The 19842-nt window shown below is 72.9% G+C and carries 18 protein-coding genes and 2 pseudogenes; 14 read left to right on the forward strand and 6 right to left on the reverse strand.

Annotation, left to right across the window (positions count from 1 at the left end; genetic code table 11):
• Positions 1-3: 3 nt before the first annotated feature.
• Complete coding sequence (locus CLT74_RS20645; protein WP_099848042.1) at positions 4-2391, reverse strand: glycosyl hydrolase family 65 domain-containing protein; 2388 nt, start codon at positions 2389-2391, stop codon at positions 4-6.
• A gap of 78 nt (positions 2392-2469) precedes the next feature.
• Positions 2470-3171 (reverse strand): prepilin peptidase, encoded by a 702-nt coding sequence (locus tag CLT74_RS20650; RefSeq protein WP_486582748.1) that lies wholly within the window; start codon positions 3169-3171, stop codon positions 2470-2472.
• A gap of 650 nt (positions 3172-3821) precedes the next feature.
• On the opposite strand from CLT74_RS20650, the gene CLT74_RS20655 reads away from it, so the two are divergent.
• The 12 genes from CLT74_RS20655 to CLT74_RS20710 are packed head-to-tail and all read left to right on the forward strand — an operon-like array spanning position 3822 to position 12926.
• On the forward strand, positions 3822-4427 hold the full coding sequence (locus tag CLT74_RS20655) for a hypothetical protein (RefSeq protein ID WP_486582434.1): 606 nt from the start codon (positions 3822-3824) through the stop codon (positions 4425-4427).
• Positions 4421-5356, forward strand: coding sequence for a hypothetical protein (locus CLT74_RS20660; RefSeq protein WP_099848046.1), 936 nt, complete (start codon positions 4421-4423; stop codon positions 5354-5356). Before CLT74_RS20655 ends, CLT74_RS20660 begins: the two co-directional genes overlap by 7 nt.
• A 49-nt stretch (positions 5357-5405) precedes the next feature.
• Entirely contained in the window at positions 5406-6068 is a 663-nt protein-coding gene (locus tag CLT74_RS20665) for an SAF domain-containing protein (protein ID WP_099848047.1), read from the forward strand.
• A gap of 2 nt (positions 6069-6070) precedes the next feature.
• Positions 6071-6871 (forward strand): ParA family protein, encoded by an 801-nt coding sequence (locus CLT74_RS20670; protein WP_099848049.1) that lies wholly within the window; start codon positions 6071-6073, stop codon positions 6869-6871.
• Positions 6861-8396, forward strand: a complete 1536-nt coding sequence (locus CLT74_RS20675) for a CpaF/VirB11 family protein (protein ID WP_099848051.1) — start codon at positions 6861-6863, stop codon at positions 8394-8396. The genes CLT74_RS20670 and CLT74_RS20675 overlap by 11 nt, the downstream gene beginning before the upstream one ends.
• 4 nt (positions 8397-8400) lie before the next feature.
• Positions 8401-9303 (forward strand): type II secretion system F family protein, encoded by a 903-nt coding sequence (locus tag CLT74_RS20680; protein WP_099852490.1) that lies wholly within the window; start codon positions 8401-8403, stop codon positions 9301-9303.
• Positions 9300-10163, forward strand: a complete 864-nt coding sequence (locus CLT74_RS20685) for a type II secretion system F family protein (RefSeq protein ID WP_099848053.1) — start codon at positions 9300-9302, stop codon at positions 10161-10163. Before CLT74_RS20680 ends, CLT74_RS20685 begins: the two co-directional genes overlap by 4 nt.
• 26 nt (positions 10164-10189) lie before the next feature.
• The gene (locus CLT74_RS20690; protein WP_099848055.1) at positions 10190-10393 is read left to right on the forward strand and encodes a hypothetical protein; all 204 of its coding nucleotides are present in this window, start codon (positions 10190-10192) and stop codon (positions 10391-10393) included.
• A gap of 3 nt (positions 10394-10396) precedes the next feature.
• Positions 10397-10843 (forward strand): TadE family protein, encoded by a 447-nt coding sequence (locus tag CLT74_RS20695; RefSeq protein WP_099848057.1) that lies wholly within the window; start codon positions 10397-10399, stop codon positions 10841-10843.
• Entirely contained in the window at positions 10825-11292 is a 468-nt protein-coding gene (locus CLT74_RS20700) for a TadE/TadG family type IV pilus assembly protein (protein ID WP_099848059.1), read from the forward strand. The genes CLT74_RS20695 and CLT74_RS20700 overlap by 19 nt, the downstream gene beginning before the upstream one ends.
• Complete coding sequence (locus tag CLT74_RS20705; protein WP_099848061.1) at positions 11289-11714, forward strand: pilus assembly protein TadG-related protein; 426 nt, start codon at positions 11289-11291, stop codon at positions 11712-11714. The genes CLT74_RS20700 and CLT74_RS20705 overlap by 4 nt, the downstream gene beginning before the upstream one ends.
• A gap of 15 nt (positions 11715-11729) precedes the next feature.
• A complete protein-coding gene (locus CLT74_RS20710) occupies positions 11730-12926 on the forward strand; it encodes a LysM peptidoglycan-binding domain-containing protein (RefSeq protein WP_099848063.1) in 1197 nt (398 codons plus the stop codon).
• Between the two features lie 108 nt (positions 12927-13034).
• On the opposite strand, the pseudogene CLT74_RS20715 reads toward CLT74_RS20710, so the two are convergent.
• Positions 13035-13885, reverse strand: a pseudogene (locus CLT74_RS20715) (Rieske (2Fe-2S) protein).
• Between the two features lie 86 nt (positions 13886-13971).
• Here CLT74_RS20715 and CLT74_RS20720 point away from each other — a divergent pair.
• On the forward strand, positions 13972-14715 hold the full coding sequence (locus CLT74_RS20720; RefSeq protein ID WP_099848065.1) for a crotonase/enoyl-CoA hydratase family protein: 744 nt from the start codon (positions 13972-13974) through the stop codon (positions 14713-14715).
• A 125-nt stretch (positions 14716-14840) separates the two neighbouring features.
• Here the strand turns inward: CLT74_RS20720 and CLT74_RS20725 are convergent.
• The 3 genes and pseudogenes from CLT74_RS20725 to CLT74_RS20735 all read right to left on the reverse strand — a co-directional run bounded on the left by CLT74_RS20725 (position 14841) and on the right by CLT74_RS20735 (position 18603).
• Positions 14841-16318, reverse strand: a pseudogene (locus CLT74_RS20725) (dihydrolipoyl dehydrogenase family protein).
• Positions 16319-16372: 54 nt separating this feature from the next.
• Positions 16373-17695 carry a cryptochrome/photolyase family protein gene (locus CLT74_RS20730; protein WP_099848067.1) on the reverse strand — a complete coding sequence of 441 codons (1323 nt, stop codon included), beginning with the start codon at positions 17693-17695 and terminating at the stop codon, positions 16373-16375.
• A complete protein-coding gene (locus CLT74_RS20735) occupies positions 17692-18603 on the reverse strand; it encodes a phytoene/squalene synthase family protein (protein WP_099848069.1) in 912 nt (303 codons plus the stop codon). The genes CLT74_RS20730 and CLT74_RS20735 overlap by 4 nt, the downstream gene beginning before the upstream one ends.
• Before the next feature lie 65 nt (positions 18604-18668).
• On the opposite strand from CLT74_RS20735, the gene CLT74_RS20740 reads away from it, so the two are divergent.
• Complete coding sequence (locus CLT74_RS20740; RefSeq protein ID WP_099848071.1) at positions 18669-19823, forward strand: polyprenyl synthetase family protein; 1155 nt, start codon at positions 18669-18671, stop codon at positions 19821-19823.
• Positions 19824-19842: the final 19 nt, after the last annotated feature.

Raw genomic sequence — 19842 nt, forward strand, 5'->3', positions numbered from 1 at the left:
GGATCAGCGGCGGGCGGGTCGGCGGCCGGGTGGCGAGGGTGGCTCGGGACCGAAGTCGGGTAGCGCAGGCATGGGCCGGGTGACCGGCTGACCAGCGGTCACCCGCAGCCGCTCACCGTGGTGCCACAGCTCGACCGCGGCGTCGTCGGCGGCGTCCGGCAGCTCGTAACGGGCCTCGTCGGCGGTGAGCGTGACGTGCAGCCGGTGGCCGTGCCAGAGCAGGCTGAACGCGAGGCGGTCGATCCGGTCGGGCAGCCGTGGGTCGAACGACAACAGCTCCCGGTCGTCGCGCAGACCACCGAAGCCCTGCACCAGCGCCAGCCATGCCCCGCCCAGCGAGGCCAGGTGCAGCCCGTCGCCCGTCTTGTCGCCGAGATCCTCAAGATCCTGGAGCACCGACTCGGCGAACAGGTCGTACGCCAGGTCGAGGTGTCCCAGCTCGGCGGCGAGCACCCCCTGCGGGGCGGCGGACAGCGACGAGTCCCGGACCGTCCGCGCCTCGTAGTAGGCGAAGTTGGCGGCCTTCTCCTCGGCGGTGAACTCCCCCGGGCAGCGCAGCATCGCCAGCACCAGGTCGGCCTGCTTCACCACCTGGTGCCGGTACAGCTCCAGGTAGGGAAAGTGCAGCAGCAGCGGATAGTCGTCGTCGCCGGTGTCGGCGAAGTTCCACTCCGGCCGGTCGGTGAACCCGGCGGCCTGCTGGTGCACCCCGCGCTTCGGGTCGTACGGCACGGTCATCGCCTCGGCCGCGGCCCGCCAACCGGCCACCTCGGCCGGCTCCACGCCCAGCCGGTCGGCCGCCTCCGGGTGCCGCTCGACGGCGTCGGCCGCGCCGCGCAGGTTCCGCCGGGCCATCAGGTTGGTGAACAGGTTGTCGTCGACAAGCGCCGCGTACTCGTCCGGGCCGGTCACCCCGACGATGTGGAAGCTGCCGTCGTCGGTGAAGTGCCCGAAGCCGTGCCACAACCGGGCGGTCGCCACCAGCAGCTCCAGGCCGGGGCCGGCGAGGAAGTCCTCGTCGCCGGTGGCCGCGACGTAGCGCAGGACCGCGTCGGCGATGTCGGCGTTGACGTGCAGCCCGGCGGTGCCGGCCGGCCAGTAGCCGGAACACTCCTCGCCGCTGATGGTCCGCCAGGGAAAGGTGGCACCGGTGAGCCGCAGCTCCGCCGCGCGGTCGAACGCCTGCGGCAGGTGGGCGTGCCGCCAGCGCAGCGCCGAACGGGCCACCGCCGGCGCGATGTAGGTAAGCACCGGCAGCACGTAACCTTCGGTGTCCCAGAGCACGTGCCCGTCGTAGCCGTTGCCGGTGAGCCCCTTCGCGGGGATGGTCCGGTCGCCGTCCGAGCGGCCCGCCTGGATCAGGTGGAACATCGCGAACCGGATCGCCTGCTGCAACTCCTCGTCGCCGTCGAGCAGCACGTCAGCGGTGCGCCATGCGTTGTCCAGGGCGGCCCGCTGCTCGGCCAGCAGCGCACCGAAACCGTCCGTACGCGCGGCGTCCGCCTCGGCGGTCACCTTGGCGGCCAGCTCCTCGACCGAGGAGTCGGCGACGGGTGCCCACTCGTACGCCGCGAACTTGGTCAGCCGGACCCGCTCGCCGGGTCGCAGCGCCCCGGTGAGGGTGAGCCGGATCCGGTCCACGGTGGCGTCGGTGCCGGTGGTGATCTGCTCCGGCACCACCGTCAGGTGCGCGACCGCGACGGCGACCCGCTGCGCGCTGCGCTCGGTACGGTGCACCAGCAGCGTGTCCGCACCGTCGACCCGGTGCAGCTCGCTGGTAAGCGGTTCCTGGATCAGCGAGGCGGCCCGAGGGTCGTCCTCGCGTTCCGGGATGCGCTCGTTGGCCAGCAGGTCCGCGCAGATCCGGAGCTCGACCGGCCCGTCCAGGGGCTCCACGGTCCAGTCGACGGCGGCGATCCGGCGCCGGCACAGCGACACCAGTCGGGTGCTGCGTACCCGCACCCCGACGCCGGCCGGGGAGATCCATTCGGTGTGCCGTTCGATCACCCCGGCCCGCAGGTCCAGCACCTGCTCGTGGGCGAGCACCGTGCCGGTACGCAGGTCCAGCGGCTCGCCACCGACCCAGAGCCGGACGAGCGTGGCGTTCGGCGGGCTGATCACCGTGTCGCTGAGCTGTGGGAAGGCGTAGCCGTCCTCGGGGTAGCTCAGCTCACGGCGTTCGTGCAGCCCGTTCAGGTAGCAGCCGGGCATGTCGACAGGCCCGCCCTCGTCGAGGGTGCCGCGCCAGCCGAGCCATCCGTTGCTCAACGCGAAGACCGACTCGGTCTCACCGAGCCGGTCCAGGTCGTCCCAGGTCCGCCGAATCCGCCACCGCTCGTCAGGCTGCGGCTCGTCGGTCTCGGGGTAAGACCGGTCGAGATTGGGCTGCACAGCGCCTCCAGGCGTTTCCGACGGTCCCTGCGGGCTGACAGTTCCCCGCCGGTCGGTGCACCACACCAGCAGCGTCGTTCACCACACCAGCAGCAACGCACCGAGCGTGCCGAGCACCAGGTACGGCCCGAACGGCAGGTGACTCGACCAGCGGGCCCGGCGGCTGACCAGCAGGGCCAGGGCGACCAGCCCGGACAGGGTCAGCGCGAGCAGCAGGCCGAGCACCGGCACGCTCCAGCCGTACCAGCCCAGCAGTGCTCCCGCGCTCAACGCCAGCTTGGCGTCGCCGATGCCGAAGCCCCGCGTACCGAGGAGCACTGTGGTGGCGGCGAAGAAGAGCGCCAGCCCGAGCCCGGCGGCGATGGCGCGCAGCCACGGTGCCGCGCCGGCACCTGTCAGCGCGGCCAGCCCGAGCAGCAGCCAGGTGCCGGCGGCGGCCGGCAGGGTCAGCCGGTCCGGCAACCTGTGCACGGCGACGTCGATGAAGAGCAACGGCAGCGCGAAGGCCAGCCACCACGCGGCGGTGACCAGCTCGACGGCGGGTGGGCGGGCCAGCAGCAGCGCGGCCACGGCGGCCAGGGTGGCCAGTTCGACGCTGGCCGCCGGGGCACCGACCCGGGCGCCGCAGCCGCCACAGCGGGCGGTCGGGCCGAGCGCCGGCCAGGGGCGGTGCGGGCCGATCGGCGCGCCGCAGGCGTCGCAGCCGGTCCGGCGGGCGGTTCCCGGCGGTACGGCAAGCCGGGCGACCGCGTACCGCAGCAGCGGGGTGATCGGCAGCACGGCCGAGGCCCGAGGCCACGACCGGGGGCTGTTCCCCGACGGTGACGGGTCCGCCGCGCCGGTCCGCTCCGGCGGTGCCGGCGGCGCGGGCTGCCGGGTCACGCCGACCACGCCTTCACGGAGGGTAGTGTGTCCGGTCGGTTCGGGTGGCGGTCCGAATGTGCGGCGCAGGTTGTCGTACCGCCGTTCAACAGTCGGTCAGAACGCCCGGGACGGTCAGATGGAATTCCCATCGACCGCAATTGACGACTAATTGGCACCGTTTCCGTCGGGGACGGATCGGACCGATTGCCATTTCCCGCCACATTGCGCCCCGTCGGTTTCGGGCCCCCATCAATCCGGGATCGCCCGCTCCGCCGCCCGCTCCCGGCCGCCCCACACCCCGAGCCGATCATCGTTGGCAACCTACCGGTAACCATGCCGCACCACCACCATTCATAACTCAGCGTGTTCGCATGAATTGCCTCTGTTGCATCGGCCGGCGTCAGCCTATGCTCGCCCCTTGGATGTGACGCAACCCACGTCCACCACCGACGAGCAGCCAGGCCAGTGCATCAATAAGAGATCCGTAACCGTAAATGCGGCTGCGCACGGAACAGGGCCGGAGAGATCCGTCCGGTCGCGCCGCCGCACGCCCGGAGACGCTGACGATGGCGTCCGCCGGTCGGCACCGAGGAGGGCACGAGGTGCGAGCACGGCAGCTGAGCCGTTGGACGGCCGGCCTGGTCGCGGTGGCCACGGTCGGCACGAGCACCGCCTGCGGCGGCACCCAGGAATCGGCCACCACCGCGACACCCGAACGGAACAGACCTGCCGGCGCCGAGCGGGCCGCCGAGGAGGCGGCAGCGGAGAAGGCGGCACTGGCGGCCTACTCCGGCTACCTCAAGGCGTCCCGGGCGGCGAGCCGGCGCAGCGACCCGCAGGAGCCGGAGCTGACCCGGTTCCTCGCCGATCCGCTGCTGACCCGGGTCCGGTTCAGCCTGCGGCAGGCCCGCCAGAACGGCGCGGTGAGCGCCGGCACGCTGCGCTCCGAAGGTCCCACAGTCATCTCGATGGACCTGGACGCCAGCCCACCCACGGTGGAGATCCAGGACTGCGTCGACGCCAGCAACTACCGGCTCATCTACCTCGCCGACGACAAGGTCGTACCGGGTACCCGTGGCTCCCGCCACCTGGCCACCGCCACGGCGGCCCGCTATCCCGACGGTCGCTGGCGGATCAGCACCGGCGCCGCCCACCAGGACCAGCCGTGCTGACCGGGCGGAGCGGCAGACGCGGCGTTGCGCGGGTGTTGCTCGGCGGCGCGCTGGCGGTGCTGCTGGCGAGCGGCGGCGCGGTTCCGGCGAGCGCCGCCGACCCCGGAGCCGAGTGCCCGCCGGCCCAGCCGAACTGCAACGTCTGGGACGACGACCCGGGCACCCCCGGTGGCGGTGGCAACGGTGGCGACAACGGCAGTGGCGGCAACAACGGCGGCGGGGGTGGCGGAGGTGTCTGCCAGTGGGAGGGCCGCACCATCCCCTGCTACGACGACGTGCTCGGCTGGTTCAACAGCGGCAACGGCTGCTACTACAAGCTTGCCGAGCCGCAGCCGGAAGCGCCCGAGGGCCAGCAGTGGTACGTGCAGACCTGCTACGGCGGGGCCGTGGGTGACCAGCGGACGGTGCTGCTGGACGCGCCGCCGCAGGGCTTCGGCGCGCCGCCGGACCCGGAGGAACTGGCCCGCCGGGCGTTCGCCTCGATCACCCTGCTCGCGCCCCGGGCGGCGGTCGCGCCGCGCAAGTCCGTCGGCCCCGGGCTTGTCGGTCTGCCGGTCTGGATGTGGGCCGAACGAGGTGCCAACCAGTTCGGTCCGTTGCGCGCCTCCGCCTCGGATCGCGGCCTCACCGTGACCATCCGGGCCAGGGTCAACCGGGTCGTCTGGGACATGGGCAACGGCGACACGGTCACCTGCACCGGCCCCGGCACCCGGTACCGCGCCCGAGGCCCGCACGCCGGGCAGCCCTCTCCCGACTGCGGCTACCACAGCGGCTACTCCGAGGCCGACACGTACACCGTCCGGGCGACCACGCACTGGTCGGTGCGGTGGACCAGCAACGGCGGTGACAGCGGAAGCATCGGCGGTGTCACCCGCACGACGGGCCCGGTCGATATCGAGATCAACGAGCTTCAGGTGGTGGCGCGGTGAGTGAGCCCGTCCTGCTCGGCCCGCAGTCGCGAACGGAAGGTTGGTACAAGTGAGCGTGGCGACCCGGAACGGAACCTCTCCTGTGGACGCGCCGGTCGCCCCGCCCCGGGTGGTCCGCCAACGCCGGGTCCGGCCCGGCCTGCTCGGCCTCGCCGTCCTGCTGATCGCCCTAGGCGGCCTGGGTTCGGCGTTCGCGGTGACCTCGGTCCGGGCGACCGGCAGCTACCTGGCGGTGGCCCGGGCGGTCGAGGTCGGCAGCGTGGTACGCGCCGACGACCTGGTGTCGGTGCAGGTGGCCGGCGGTCAGGGGCTCGAACCGGTGCCCGCCTCCCGGCTCGCCGAGGTGATCGGGATGCGCGCCGCCGTCTCCCTGGCCCCGGGCTCCCTGCTGACGATGGCCCAGCTCACCGACGATCCGCTGCTCGGCCCCGGGCAGCAGCAGCTCGCCCTCGGGCTACGCGCGGCCCAGGTGCCCGCCCCGAAGCTGCGCCCCGGTGACCAGGTGCTGCTGGTCAGCACCCCGAGCAGCGACAGCGACGGGGGTTCGTCGTCCGGTGCCACCCGGTTCACCGCTACCGTCACCGACGCCGTCTCCACCGACGGCCGGGACGAGGTAGTGGTCTACCTGGCCCTCGCGGTCCGGGACGTGCCGGCCGTGGTGGCGTTGGCCGCCCAGGATCGGATCGCGGTCGTGCTGACCAAGGCGGCCTGACCATGGCGATCATCGCGCTGGTCTCGGCCAAGGGTTCGCCGGGGGTCACCACCACCGCGCTGGCCTGCGCGTTGAGCTGGCACCGGCGGCTGATCCTCGCCGAGTGCGACCCGGCCGGCGGCTCCGTCCTCGCCGGTTACCTCGGCGGCGCGCTCGACGGGCCGCGTGGCATCGGTGAGCTGGCCGTCGGCGAGTTGCGGGACGGCAACCTGGAGAACGCGTTCTGGTCGCAACTTGTCGACCTCGACGCGCCCCGCCGGGAACGGCTCCTGCTGCCGGGCGTGGTCGACCCCGCGCAGGCCGGCAGCGTCACGCCGCTCTGGCAGCGCTTCGCCGACTTCTTCACCGCCCTGGAACGCGGCGACCCGCCGTACGACGTGGTCGTCGACTGTGGACGGCTGCACGTCACCGGCCCGCCCTGGCCGCTGCTCCGCGCCGCGTCGGTGGTGCTCGTGGTGTCCAGGGCGCAGTTGCCCGACCTGTCCGGCACCCGGGCCATGCTCCAGGCCATCGAACGGGACTTCACCGAGCACCGGGTGCCGACGGGCACGCTGCGCCTGTTGCTTGTCGGCGGTGGCCACGGCAGGAGCGAGGTCAGCAAGGCCCTCCAGCTACCGGTGATCGGCAGGTTGCCGCACGACCCGCGTACCGCCGAGGTGTTGAGCCTGGGCGGGACGGTGCGGGCCAGCCGGCCGCTGTTGCGCGCGGCCCGCGAGTTGGAGGTGCCGATCGGCGCGCTGCTGGAACGACGGCGCGCCCGGCTCGCGTGGCCCGTCTCCCAGGGGGTGCCGGATGCGATTTGAGCCTGTCTCGTCCGACCCGCGCCGGCAGCCACCGGGCGCCACCTCCACCGCCCCGCCGTTGCCCCCGGTCAACGGCTGGCACCACCAACCAGCCGACATGCCGGCGCCCGTCGCGGTGCCGCCAGCGGCCCCACCGCCCCGGCCTCGGGTCGACTTCCAGGTGGTACGCGAGCTGCGCCGGCAGCTCAGCGAGCGGCTCACCCGGTGGCAGCGCGGCCGGGAGTTCAGCGTCGCCGAGGAGGACACCGAGCGGGCCCGGCTCGCCGTCGAGCTGGTCGCCGAGTACGCCGACGCGGTGCGTCGTGCCGGCACGCCGATGGCCGCCGGCGAGGAGCGGCTGCTGCTCGACCAGGTGACCGCCGAGCTGGCCGGCCTCGGGCGACTCCAGACCCTGCTCGTCGACGACACCATCGAGGAGGTGCACATCCTCGGCTGCGACCAGGTGCGCATCACCCGGCACGGTGGCGGGGTCGACTGGGCCGACCCCATCGCCGACAGCGACGACGAGCTGGTGGAGATCCTCCAGGCGGCGGCCCGCCGGGCCGGCGCGACGGAACGCTCCCTGTCCACCTCGAAACCCACACTGGACCTGCAACTGCCCGACGGCAGCCGACTCGCCGCGGTGTTCCTGGTCAGCCACCGTCCGTACGCGGTGATCCGTAAGCACAACACCCTCGACGTGACCCTTGACGACCTGGCCGGCGGCCGGGGCGACCTGGACGAGATGATCGACCCGCTGCTGCGGGACTTCCTCCGGGCGTCGATGCGGGCCGGGTTGAACATCATGGTCGCCGGGCTGGCCGGTGCCGGTAAGACAACCGTGATCCGGGCCATGATGAGCGAGATCCCGCCGGACGAGCCGTACGTGCTGCTGGAGGAGAGTCGGGAGCTGCTCCCGGCCCGCCGGGGCGAGCGGCACCGGGCGGTGATGAGCTTCGAGGCCCGGGAGGGGCACGGCGAACGCGGACCCGACGGTCGACCCGCGGGCGAGGTCAGCATCGCCGACCTCATCCCGGTCTCGTTGCGGATGGGCGTGCTGCGGATCATCGTCGGTGAGGTCCGCTCCCGGGAGATCGTGCCGATGCTCCAGGCGATGACCACCAGCCGAGGGTCGATGTGCACGATCCACGCGCGTACCCCGGCCGGGGTGAGCGAGCGGATCATCGAGTTGGCGCTGGCGCACGGCCGGGAGATGACAGTCGACCAGGCCCGCCGGATGGCCGGCAACGCACTCGACCTGATCGTCTACGTCACAGTCGACGACGAGACCGGCATCGGCGGGCGCAAGCACCGCTTCGTCTCGCACGTCGAGGAGGTGCTGGGTGTCGGTGAGAGCAGCCGGATCACCACCACGCAGGTCTTCGGTCCCGGCCCCGACGGCCGGGCGGTCCCCCGGCACCTGCCGGAACGGGTCCGGGAGCAGCTGTTGCGGGTGGGCTACGACGCCCGGTTGCTGAGCCGCTGGATCGAGGCGGGGCAGGGTGCCTGGCGCCGGCCCCGGCAGACCCGACTCGGTCGGCGGTGAGCCGGTGCGTACGAACATCGAGCTGATCGCCCTGGTCTCCGGCGCGGCCTGCGTGGCCGGCCTGGTGCTGGCGGTCGTCGCGCTCGTCGGCACCCGCCGCCCGCCCGGTCGGGCACCCGGAGCGGGCCCGGGTCTCGGGCGGCTCTGGCGCGGCTCCGGCACCACGGCCCGCGAGCAGCGAGCACACAGGTCGCTGCTGGTGGGCGCGGTGGTAGCCGGTGCGCTGGCCTTCCTGCTGACCGGTCTGCCCGTGGTCGGCCTGCTGGTCGCGGTGGCGGTGCCCGGCACTCCGTGGCTGTTCTCGGTCGGCCGGGCCGAGCAGCGGGCCATCGCCCGGATCGAGGCGGTCGGCGAGTGGACCCGTCGACTGAAGGACGTCTCCGCCACCGGGCAGGGGCTCCAGCAGGCGATCATCGGCACGGTCACCACCGCCCCGGAGGAGATCCAGGAGGAGGTACGCCTGCTCGCCGCCCGGCTCCAGGCCGGTTGGCTGGCCCGCTCCGCCCTGCTGGCCTTCGCCGACGATATCGGCGACCCGGTCTGCGACCAGGTGGTCGCGGCACTGATCCTGCACCTCACCGACCGGGGCGAGCGCCTCGGCGACGTGCTCGGCTCGATCGCCTCGGCCGCGGCGGCCGAGGTGGCGACCCGCCGGGAGATCGAGGCCAAGCGCACCCAGCCCCGCTTCGCGGTGCGCTTCCTCACCGGAATGACGCTTGCCACCATCGCGTACGGACTGCTCAACCGCGAATACGTGCAGCCGTACGACACCCCGTTCGGCCAGGTGGTGATGGGGGTGCTCGGTGCCGCCTTCGTGGCGCTGCTGGCCTGGGTGCGGTCGATGAGTCAGCCGCCCCGACCGGCCCGGTTCCTGCCGGCCCCCGACCCGGGCGAGGTGGTGGCGTGAATCTGCATCTCACCCTCGCGGTGGTGGCCGGTGCCACGCTCGGCCTCGGCTTGTTCCTGGTGGTCCGCGAGCTGGTGCCGGCGACCCCGGCGCTCGGTCCGGCGCTGCGCCGACTGCACCAGCCGCCGGGGGCCACCCGCACCGGCCCCACCGACCGGCGGCTGGACTGGCTCACCGGGTTGGCCCGCTGGCTGCGCCCACCGCACCGGCAACTGGCCCTGCTCGACCGCACCCCCGAGCAGTACGCCCTCTCCCTGCTGCTCTCCGCCCTGATCGGACTCTCCGCTCCGGCGCTGCTCAGCGTCACCCTCTTCACCGTCGGCGTCGCGCTGCCGCTGGCCGTACCGGTGCTGGGCAGCCTCGGCCTGGCGCTGCTCTGCGCACTTGTGGCGCACCGGTCGGTGCTGGCCAAGGCCGACGCCGCGCGGGACGAGTTCCGCCAGGCCGTCTGCACCTACCTCGACCTGGTCGCATTGCAGTTGTCCGCGGCGCACGGCCCGGTGCAGTCGTTGGAACGGGCCGCCGCGATCTGCGAGGGCTGGGTCTTCGACCGGATCTCCGAGGCGCTGCGGATGGCCCAGATGCAGATGCACTCGCCCTGGGACGAGCTGCGCGATCTCGCCGACCAGATCGGCATCCCCGAGTTGGGCGATGTCGGTGCCATCATGCGCTCCTCCGGCAGTGAGGGCGCACAGGTGCACGAGACCCTGCGCAGCCGGGCCGACTCGCTGCGCGACCAGATCCGCACCGACAACCTGGCCCGGGCCGAGGGGGTGACCAGCCGGCTCGACATCCCCGGCGCGCTGCTGGTCTTCGTCCTGCTCGGCTTCGCCATCTACCCGTTCCTGGCCCGCCTCTAGGCCGATCCCGAGTAAAGGAGCCCCGAATGTCCGTCCTCACCTACGTACACGTCGCGCTACGGGCGCGGCTCGCCGAACTGCGCGGCGACCGTGGCGACAGCCCGGTGCCGACCGCCGTGATCATCTTCGGCCTGGTGGCCGTGGCGATGGCGGTGACCGCCGCCGCCCTCGGTGCGGCCAACGACTGGATGGACAACATCCCCACCCACCAGGACCCGGCGGACACCTGATCGATGTTCCGTCGCCTCTCCACCGGCTGGTACCGGGTGGTCGCCGCCACCCGGCACCGGGTGCTGCCCGGCGACGGCGAGCGGGGTGGCAATCCGGTCGAGCTGGCGGTGGCCCTGCCGGCGATCCTGGTGATGCTGTTCGCCTCGATCCAGGTCGCCGTCGTCTTCGTCGCCCGGTCGACAGCGCTCAACGCCGCGCAGAGCGGAGTCAACGCGGAGCGGCTCTTCGACGCACCGGCGGGTGCCGGTGAGGAGCGCGCCGCCAGGTTCCTCCGGACCGCCGGGGACTGGCTCGTCGACTGGGACGAGCCGGGGCCGAGCTGTGTCGTCACGGACACCGACGTGACCTGCACGGTGACCGGCAAGGCTCTCTCGGTGGTGCCGGGGGTCAGCTTCTCCGTCCAGCAGACGGCGCACGGGACGGCTGAACGATGGACCGAGCCCTCATGAGCCGGGGTTCCGTCTCGATCGAGGTGGCGGTACTGGCACCGGCCTTCGTGGCGATGATGGTGCTGGGCGGGGTCGCCGGGCGTACCGCTGTGGCCAACGCGGCGCTGGAGGCCGCCGCGCACGACGCGGCCCGGGCCGCCTCGATCTCCCGGGACGCCGCCACCGCCCGGCGGGAGGCACTCGCGGCGGCCCGCAGCCAGCTCGACTGGCGGGGGGTGTCCTGCGCCGGATCCCCGCAGGTGACCCTGCGCGGCTCGGTCGACGGACGGTCCACCAGCTTCAGGCGCGCATTCACCAGCGACGTCGGGCAGAACGCGACGGTCACCGTCGAGATCGCCTGCACCGTCTCCTACTCCGACATCAAGCTGCCGGCACTCACCATGCCGGACGGGCAACGGGTCACCGCCTCGTTCACCTCACCGCTGGACCGCTACCGGAGCCGGGGATGACGGCCGGACGCGGCGACGCCGGTCGGGTGAGCATCTTCCTCGCCGTGGCCCTGATCGGGGTGCTCGCCATCATCGGCATGGCGTTCGACGGCGCAGGTCAGCTGCAGACGCTGCAACGCGCCGAGAACCTGGCCGCCGAGGCGGCCCGCGCGGGCGGCCAGGCCATCGACCGGGCCACCGCCATCGAGGGCGGACCCAAGCGGATCAACCGACGCGAGGCCCGCCGTGCCGTCCGGGACTACCTCGCCACCGCCGGGGCCAGCGGCCACACCGTCAACTTCCCGGTCGTCGACGGCGAAACCCTGATCCGGGTACGCGTCCAGGTCACCTACGACCGGGCGGCGCTCGGTCTGTTCGGCTTCTCAGACACCGTCACCGTCTCCGGTGAGGCGACCGCGCGGGCGCTGACCGGGGCTCCCTAGGGAAGGAAGGTAGCCATGGCCGCATCGGGTGGCACCGCCGTACGGCGGGCCGGTCGGGTGCTCACCGGTTTCGGTGCGCTTGTCGTGCTGATCGGTCTGCTGGTCGGCGGGCCGATCGCGCTGCTGGCCTTCGCCGGCAACCCGCTCCCCGACCACGTACCCACGCTCGCGGAGATCGGCACCACGCTGACCAGCCGCGACGACGGGCAACTCTTCCTGCGGGCGCTTGCCATCGCCGGCTGGTTCGGCTGGGCCACCTTCGCCCTGTCGGTGCTCGTGGAACTGGGGGCGCAGGCGTTGGACCGGCCCGCTCCCCGGTTGCCGGGCATGGGCCGGCAGCAGCGGGCCGCCGCCGCGCTTGTCGGGTCGGTCGCGCTGATCCTCGCCGCCAGCCCCGCCGCCACCGCCGCCACCACCGCCTACGGCGCGACGGCGTACGGCGGGAGCCCGGCGGCCGCCGTCGCGTTCGCTCCGGCTCCCGTGATGGCGGCCCCGGCGGCGACCGGGCCGACGAACACCGGACGGACGGACGCCGGGCCAGCGGAAGCAGCACGGACGGATCGGGCCGGTGCCCCAGCCGACGCACCCGTCTACCGGGTCGCCAAGGGCGACTACCTGGGCGGGGTCGCCGATCGATATCTCGACGACTTCGACGACTACAACAGGTTGGCCGCGCTCAACAAGCTGCGTGACCCGGACCAGATCCACCCCGGCCAGCTCATCAGGCTTCCTGCCGAGGCGCACGACCAGGGCTCCCGGTCACACGCCACCGGCCGGCTGGTCGCACCGAAGCCCCGGCCCGCCCCCGGACCGGAGCGCACCGAGCAGAGCCGCCCGACGCCGGGCAAGCCCGGCGACTCGGTGGAACGGCCCGGTGAGGCGGTGGAGCTGCCCGGTGACCCGACCAAGCGACCAGGATCGGCCACCACCGCGCCGGCCGGTCCCGAAGGGCGGCAGCAGGAGCCGGCCGAGACGCCTCAGGAGCAGGCACCGGTGGTGACAGTGGGTGCGGCCCGGGCCGGCGAACCCGACCGGGTGAACCGTCCGCTCGCCGTCTCCGCCGTGCTGGCCGTGGCCAGCATCGTCGGCGCGCAGATCGGCGCGGTGCTCGGTCTACGCCGCCGACCGGCCATGTCCCGCACCGGCACCCGCCACCACCCACCCCTCGCGATCCCCCGCGAGCTGCCCATCGGCCGACACCGCAAAGACTGACACCCCGCAGCCGCACCCCACGTACGTGATGTGTGGCAGTCGAAGTGGCCGACACGCCGACCACTGGCCACCGCAACCGCCACACATCCGGTCGGTCGGGATCCCGGGTCAGGGCAGTCGGGCCTCCAGCCGGCCGTTGACGATCCGGGTCGGTAGGACCTGCTGGTCGTTGGGGACGGGCCGTGCACCACTTCTCCGCCGTTGAGTCGGAAGGTGCTGCCATGCCACGGGCAGACCACGCACGCATGCCCGTCGATCTCGCGCACCTCGCCCTCGCCGAGCGGGCCACTCTGGTGCGGGCAACGCTCCAACATGACAGTCACGTCGTCACCGTGCCGGTAGAGGATCACCGACACGTCGTCGACCTTCCGGGTGACGAGTTCCCGCTGCGGCAGGCTTGTCATCTCCGCCACCGGATGCCAGCCCTCGCTGATCAGGTGCAGGTCGGAGACGCTCACGTTCACCTGGGCACCCTGCTTGTACGCCAGGTGCCCGCCGAGATAAGCGCCGGCGCCGGCAGCGCTGAGGCCGAGCCAGCCGAGGGTACGCCCGAGTCCGTGCCGGCCGGACAGCCGCGCGGCCAGCGAAGCGCCGTAGAGCGCCAACCCGACGGTGTTCGACGCGGCGTGCACCAGGCCGACCCGACGCTGGTCACGGGAGAGCCCCGCCCAGTCGTTCAGCCCGGCGACCGCCGCCGGCAGCGCGCTCAGCGTGCCGACCGCGGTCAGGGTGGTCGCCGCCCTGCGCTGCCCGGGCATCAGGTCCAGCACCGCCGTGCTGATCCACGCGCCGACCGGTAGCTGCACCATCGCCGGGTGCAGCGGGTGGCCCAGCCAGACCCCGTGCAACAGGTCGCGGACCCGCTGCGGGCGCAGCACACCCTGCACCGTCTGCTGCAACCGGTCACCGAACCGGTCGAGGCCGGCGGCTTGCTCAATCTTCGTCAACAACGCTCGCACGAGTAACGACTTCCCGTCGTACGCCGTCCCAAACCGGTCGCCGAGGACGAATGGCCAGCCGGGCGACGGCGGGGCATGCTGACCGGATGACGGTACGGGTGGAACGGAACGGACCGGTGACGACTGTGATCCTGGATCGGCCAGCGGTCCGCAACGCGGTCGACGGGCCGACCGCCCGGGCGCTCGCCGACGCGTTCCGGGCCTTCGACGCGGATCCGACGGCTGCGGTCGCGGTGCTCTGGGGTGCCGGCGGCACGTTCTGCGCGGGTGCCGACCTGAAGGCCATCGGTACGCCGAGTGGCAACCGGGTGGAGCCGGACGGGGACGGTCCGATGGGTCCGACCCGGATGGTCCTCGGCAAGCCGGTGATCGCCGCGATCTCCGGGTACGCGGTGGCCGGCGGGCTGGAACTGGCGCTCTGGTGCGATCTGCGGGTCGCCGAGTCCGACGCGGTGCTGGGTGTCTTCTGCCGACGGTGGGGGGTGCCGCTCATCGACGGTGGGACGGTCCGGTTGCCCCGGCTGATCGGTGAGAGCCGGGCGATGGATCTGATCCTCACCGGGCGTGCGGTGCCGGCCGACGAGGCGTACGCCATGGGGTTGGTCAACCGGATGGTCGACCCGGGCGAGTCCCGGGCGGCGGCCGAGCGGCTGGCCGCCGAGATCGCCGGGCATCCGCAGACCTGCCTGCGCAACGACCGCGCCTCGGTCCTGGCCACCGCCGCCCAACCGGAGCCGCAGGCCCTGGCCACCGAACTGACCTACGGCCTCCCCTCCCTAGCCGCCGACGCCGCCACCACCGCCGCCACCCGCTTCACCACCCGCCCCTGACCCCACCCCCGTTCCCGCGATCTTGCACTTTTGGTCGTCTCAATACGCCTTATGACCGTTATGCGGCGACAAGAAGTACAAGATCGCGCGGGGTGGGGGTGGGGGTGGGGTGGGGGTGGGGGCGATCATCGGCCCAGGTTGTGTAGGGCGTCGGAGATCGCTCGGTGGAAGGTGGGGTAGGCGTAGATCATGTGGCGGAGCTGGGTCAGCGGGACGGCCGCGTGCACGGCCACGACCAGAGCTGACAGCACCTCGCCGCCGGCCGGGCCGGCCGAGGTGGCCCCGATCAACACCCCCTGGTCGGCGTCGGCGACGAGCTTGATGAAGCCGACCTCGTCGGTGCGGTGGATCCAGCCCGGGCCGACGATGACAGCCGGGTGAAGCCGACCTGCACGTTGATCCCGCGTTCCCGGGCCTGCTGCTCGGTGAGGCCGACCGCGCCGATCTCCGGATCGGTGAAGGTGACCCGGGGCAGCGCCCGGTAGTCCGCGCGCGGTACCGATCCCGCCGAACCGCTCGACCCGGTCGCGGACAACGAGCTGGCCGCGCCGACCGCGCCACCGACCACGCTCGCCGTACCGCTCGGGTCCGCGCCACCCTGCGCGCGCCGCACGTGGTCGAGCAGATCGGCGACCACGATGGCGGCCTGGTACATCGCGACGTGCGTGAAGGCACCCTCGCCGGTCACGTCGCCGACCGCCCAGATCCCGTCGGTCACGTGCAGCCTGTCGTTCACCGGCAGGTACCGCCCACCCGCGTCGACGCCGACCGTGTCCAGCCCCAGCTCGTCGAGGTGGGCGCGGCGGCCGGTCACCACCAGCAGCCGCTCGGCGGTGAACTCCTCACCCCCGGTGCCGCGCAGGGTGAAGCCTCCGGGACCGTGCTCGACCCGGGCGGCCTTGACGCCGGTGTGGATCTCCACCCCGTCGGCCCGCAACGCGGCGGCGGCAGCCTCGGACGACTCCGGCTCCTCGACGGCAAGTACCCGGTCGAGCGCCTCGACCACGGTGACCCGTACGCCGAAGCGGGCGAACACCTGGGCCAGTTCCAGCCCGATCGCTCCACCACCCAGCACCAGCAGCGAGGCGGGCAGTTCCTCGACCTCGATGGCCGCCCGGTTGGTCCAGTACGGGGTCTCCGCCAGACCGTCCACCGGCGGCACCGATGGGCGGGTGCCGGTGCCCAGCACGATGCCGTGGCGGGCCTGGAAGACCTGGTCGCCGACCCGCACCCGGCCCGGGCCGTCGAGCCGGCCGCTGCCGCGTACGAAACGCCCACCCTTGTCGGTGAACCGCTGCACCGCCACCCGGTCGTCCCAGCCGTCGGTTGCCTCCTCGCGGATCCGCTTCGCCACCGGCGCCCAGTCGGGGGTGACCTGCGCGGTGCCAGCGAGACCGTCGACCCGGCGGGCCTCGGCGACCGCGTTGGCCGCCCGGATCATCATCTTGCTCGGGACACAGCCCCAGTACGGGCACTCCCCGCCGACCAGGTCGCGTTCGACACCGACCACGGTCAGCCCCGCCTCCGCGAGCCGACCGGCCACCTCCTCACCGCCGACGCCGAGCCCGAGCACCACCACGTCCACAAGTTCCGGCTCCGCCATGCCGCCAGCATCGCGCACCGCTCCGTCCCCGGCCACCCGGGCACGCGGAACAGCTCAGCGCAACCAGATCGGGGTGTCGCCCGGCGGTTCCAGCGGTGGCGGATAGTCGAGCGTGCGGCGCAGCGCCTCCGGCAGCCGCCACGGCTGGTGCACCGCGCCACCCGCCACCGAGGCCAGTTCGGGCACCCAGCGCCGCACGTACGCCCCGTCGGGGTCGTACCGCTCGGCCTGTCGAACCGGATTGAACCCCCGGTACGGCCTGGTGTCGTTGCCGGTGCCGGCGACCCACTGCCAGTTGCCCGAGTTGTCGGCGATGTCGCCGTCGAGCAGCCACCGGAAGTAGACCGCCTGCCCGTCCCGCCAGTCCAGCCCCAGAGTCTTTGTCAGAAAGCCGGCGGTGATCAGTCGGGCCCGGTTGTGCAGCCAGCCCTGCGTCCGCAGCTGACGCATGCCGGCGTCCACGATCGGCAGACCGGTGCGACCCTCGGCCCAGGCGGTGAGGGCCTGCCCGTCGTAGCGCCAGTGCTCGGTCGCGCGCCGCCGGTACGCCTTGCGCGGCAGGTCGGGGAAGGCGGCGGTCACCTGATGGTAGAAGTCCCGCCAGCAGAGTTGACGGACGAACGGGGACTCCCGGTCGTCGATGGTGTTGGCCACGGTCAGCGGTGAGATGCAGCCGAAGCGCAGGTACGGACTGAGCCGGGAGGTGGCGTCGCCGGCCATGTCGTCGTGGCGGTCGCCGTAGCGCGCGACGTCGGGCAGCCACCGGGCCAACCGCTGCCGTGCCTCGTCCTCCCCACCGGTCACCACATCCGGCGAGTCGCCCGCCGGCAGCGCCGGGAGGCGCCCGACCGGCACGCCGGGCGGCAGCACCACTGTGGTCGGTGCGGACAGTTCCTCCCGCCACCGCCGGGCGCTCCACGCCCGGTGGTACGGACTGAACACCCGATAGTGGTCACCACCACCCGGGGTCAGCTCCGCCGGCTCGACCACCGTCAGGCCGGGGAAGAACCGCAGGTGCAGCCGATGCCTGTCGCATTCGGCCCGCAGGCGTCGCGCCCGGCGGGCCGCGTACCGGGAGACGTCGGCGGAGAGCGCCACACCCTCGGCGCCCACCTCACCGGCCAGCCGGATCGTCTCGGCAACCGGATCGCCGTGCCGCAGCACCAGGTCACCGCCGAGCCCGCGCAGCGCCTCACGGAGCGCGGCGAGGCTCTGGTGCAGGAAGCGGGTGCGGTTCGGCGACAGCTCCGCGAGCGTCGGGTCCAGCACGTAGAGCGGCACCACGCGGTCGAAGGCGGCGCAGCTGGTCGCCAGCGCCGGGTGGTCGTGCACCCGCAGGTCGCGGGTGAACAGCACGACAGCGGTACGCCCGCTCACCGCACCGGCGGTCCGGGCACGGCGACCGGGCTGCCGGCCGGGGTCAGCAGGGCACGGGTGGCCACACCCAGCCGGCGTCGCTGCGGCACCGTGGCGCGGCGGGCGAAGACGTCGTAGTCCTGCGCGGCCACCTCGTCGAGGATCCCGCCGTAGAGCAGGTATGCGGTACGGATGCAGGCCTGCGAGGCACCGTCGAGCAGGACCACGCCCGGCGCCGCGGCGAGGTAGTGCGCCTGGGCGCGGGTCACCTCGTACCGGATCAGCTCACGCACCGGCCCGCTGGCCCGCCCGGCGGCGTGACAGGCGAACAGGTCCTCCCGCGTCACGCCGAAGGCGGCCAGGTCCTCGTCGGGCAGGTACGTCCGCCCCCGGGCCAGGTCCTCGCCGACGTCCCGGATGAAGTTGGTCAGCTGGAACGCGAAGCCGAGCTGCCGGGCGGGCTCGCGGGCCGCCGCCGGAGCGGAGCTGCCCAGGATGGGCAGCATCATCGTGCCGATGACCGCCGCCGATCCCTCCATGTAGTCCAGCAGATGATCGTAGGTGCGGTAGGAGGTGACGGTCAGGTCCATCGCCATGCTCTTGAGGAACGAGGCGAAGTCCTCCCGGTCGAGGTCGAACACGGCGATGGTGTGCAGCACCGCGGGCAGCAGCGGGTCGCTCACCGGCGCACCGTGCAGCCCAGCGACGAACCGTCCACCCCAGTCGTCCAACCGGGCCGCGCGCTCGGCCGGAGGCAGGGCGTCGGTCTGATCGACGATCTCGTCGGCGTAGCGGGTGAATCCATATAAAGCGTGCACATGCCGCCGTTTCCATGCGGGCAGCAGCCGGGTGGCGAGATAGTAGGTGCGGCCATGACGTCTGTGCAGCTCACGGCATCTGTCGTAGGCAGCGGCGAGATCCAGGTCCACCGGCCCCTCCTCTGATTCGACGCACCAATCGACGCAACTTGAGACTTTAGGGTACGCTCGGCGGCATGGCCAGCGACGGACCAACGGGTAACCTCCTTCGCGTGGTGCCTGAGCAGCCGGTCGGTGGAGTCGACCCGATCGCTGCCGTCCTGGCCGCCTACACCCGTGACATCGTCACGGCCGTCGACAACACGCTTGCCGAGTTCCTGACCGCCGAGGTCGACGCCCTCACCGCGATCGACCCGGCGATGGGCGGCTTCGCCGCCACCGCCCGCGACTGTGTCCTCTCCGGCGGGAAGCGGGTCCGACCCACATTCGCCTACTGGGGGTGGCGTGGCGCGGTCGGCGGCGACATGCCTGTCACCCCGGTGCTGCCCGCACTTGCCACCTTGGAGTTGCTGCACACCTTCGCGCTCGTGCACGACGACGTGATGGACGCCTCCGCCACCCGACGCGGCCGACCGACCGCGCACGTGGCGGTGGCCACCCAGCACGCCGCGGCGGGCCGCAACGGCGACTCCGGGCGGTTCGGCGAGGCGGTCGCGGTCCTCATCGGCGACCTCTGCATGGTCTGGGCCGACCAACTGCTGGCCCTCGCCGACCTGCCGGCGGACCGGCTGCTCCAGGTGCGACACGGCTACGACCGGATGCGGGTGGAGACGGTCGCCGGGCAGTACCTCGACGTCCTCGGCGAGACCGACCCGGAGAGCTGGTCGGTGGACCGGGCGCTCCGGGTGGCCCGGTACAAGACCGCCAGCTACACCGTGCAACGACCACTGCTCTTCGGTGCCAGCCTGGCCGGCATCGGCGGCGACAGCGCGCTGGCCACCGCGTACACCCGCTACGGTCTCGCCGTGGGCGAGGCCTTTCAGCTCTGCGACGACCTGCTCGGTGTCTTCGGCGACCCCACCACCACCGGCAAACCGGCCGGCGACGACCTACGTACCGGCAAACCGACGGCGCTGCTCGTGCTGGCCCGGGAGTTGGCCACCCCGACGCAGCTGCGGGCACTCGACGGCGCCGGCCGGCCGGCCGACGCGCCGGAGATCGCCCGGCTCGCCGAGGTGGTGGTCGACACCGGCGCCGTACGACGGATCGAGCGGATGATCGACGAACGCGTCGAGGAGGCGCTGGCCGCGCTCGACGCGGTAGCCATCGACGAGACCGCCCGCACCGCGCTGGTCGGCCTCGCGACCGCCGCCACCCACCGGAGGGCATGATGGGCTCCCTGCACAGCGA

This window comes from Verrucosispora sp. CNZ293, assembly GCF_002754655.1.

Coding starts and splice junctions, on each gene's coding strand:
- CLT74_RS20700 (WP_099848059.1), top strand. CDS start 10,825: ATGGACCGAGCCCTCATGAGCCGGGGTTCCGTCTCGATCGAGGTGGCG.
- CLT74_RS20740 (WP_099848071.1), top strand. CDS start 18,669: ATGGCCAGCGACGGACCAACGGGTAACCTCCTTCGCGTGGTGCCTGAG.
- CLT74_RS20720 (WP_099848065.1), top strand. CDS start 13,972: ATGACGGTACGGGTGGAACGGAACGGACCGGTGACGACTGTGATCCTG.
- CLT74_RS20690 (WP_099848055.1), top strand. CDS start 10,190: ATGTCCGTCCTCACCTACGTACACGTCGCGCTACGGGCGCGGCTCGCC.
- CLT74_RS20695 (WP_099848057.1), top strand. CDS start 10,397: ATGTTCCGTCGCCTCTCCACCGGCTGGTACCGGGTGGTCGCCGCCACC.
- CLT74_RS20655 (WP_486582434.1), top strand. CDS start 3,822: ATGGCGTCCGCCGGTCGGCACCGAGGAGGGCACGAGGTGCGAGCACGG.
- CLT74_RS20670 (WP_099848049.1), top strand. CDS start 6,071: ATGGCGATCATCGCGCTGGTCTCGGCCAAGGGTTCGCCGGGGGTCACC.
- CLT74_RS20675 (WP_099848051.1), top strand. CDS start 6,861: ATGCGATTTGAGCCTGTCTCGTCCGACCCGCGCCGGCAGCCACCGGGC.
- CLT74_RS20710 (WP_099848063.1), top strand. CDS start 11,730: ATGGCCGCATCGGGTGGCACCGCCGTACGGCGGGCCGGTCGGGTGCTC.
- CLT74_RS20705 (WP_099848061.1), top strand. CDS start 11,289: ATGACGGCCGGACGCGGCGACGCCGGTCGGGTGAGCATCTTCCTCGCC.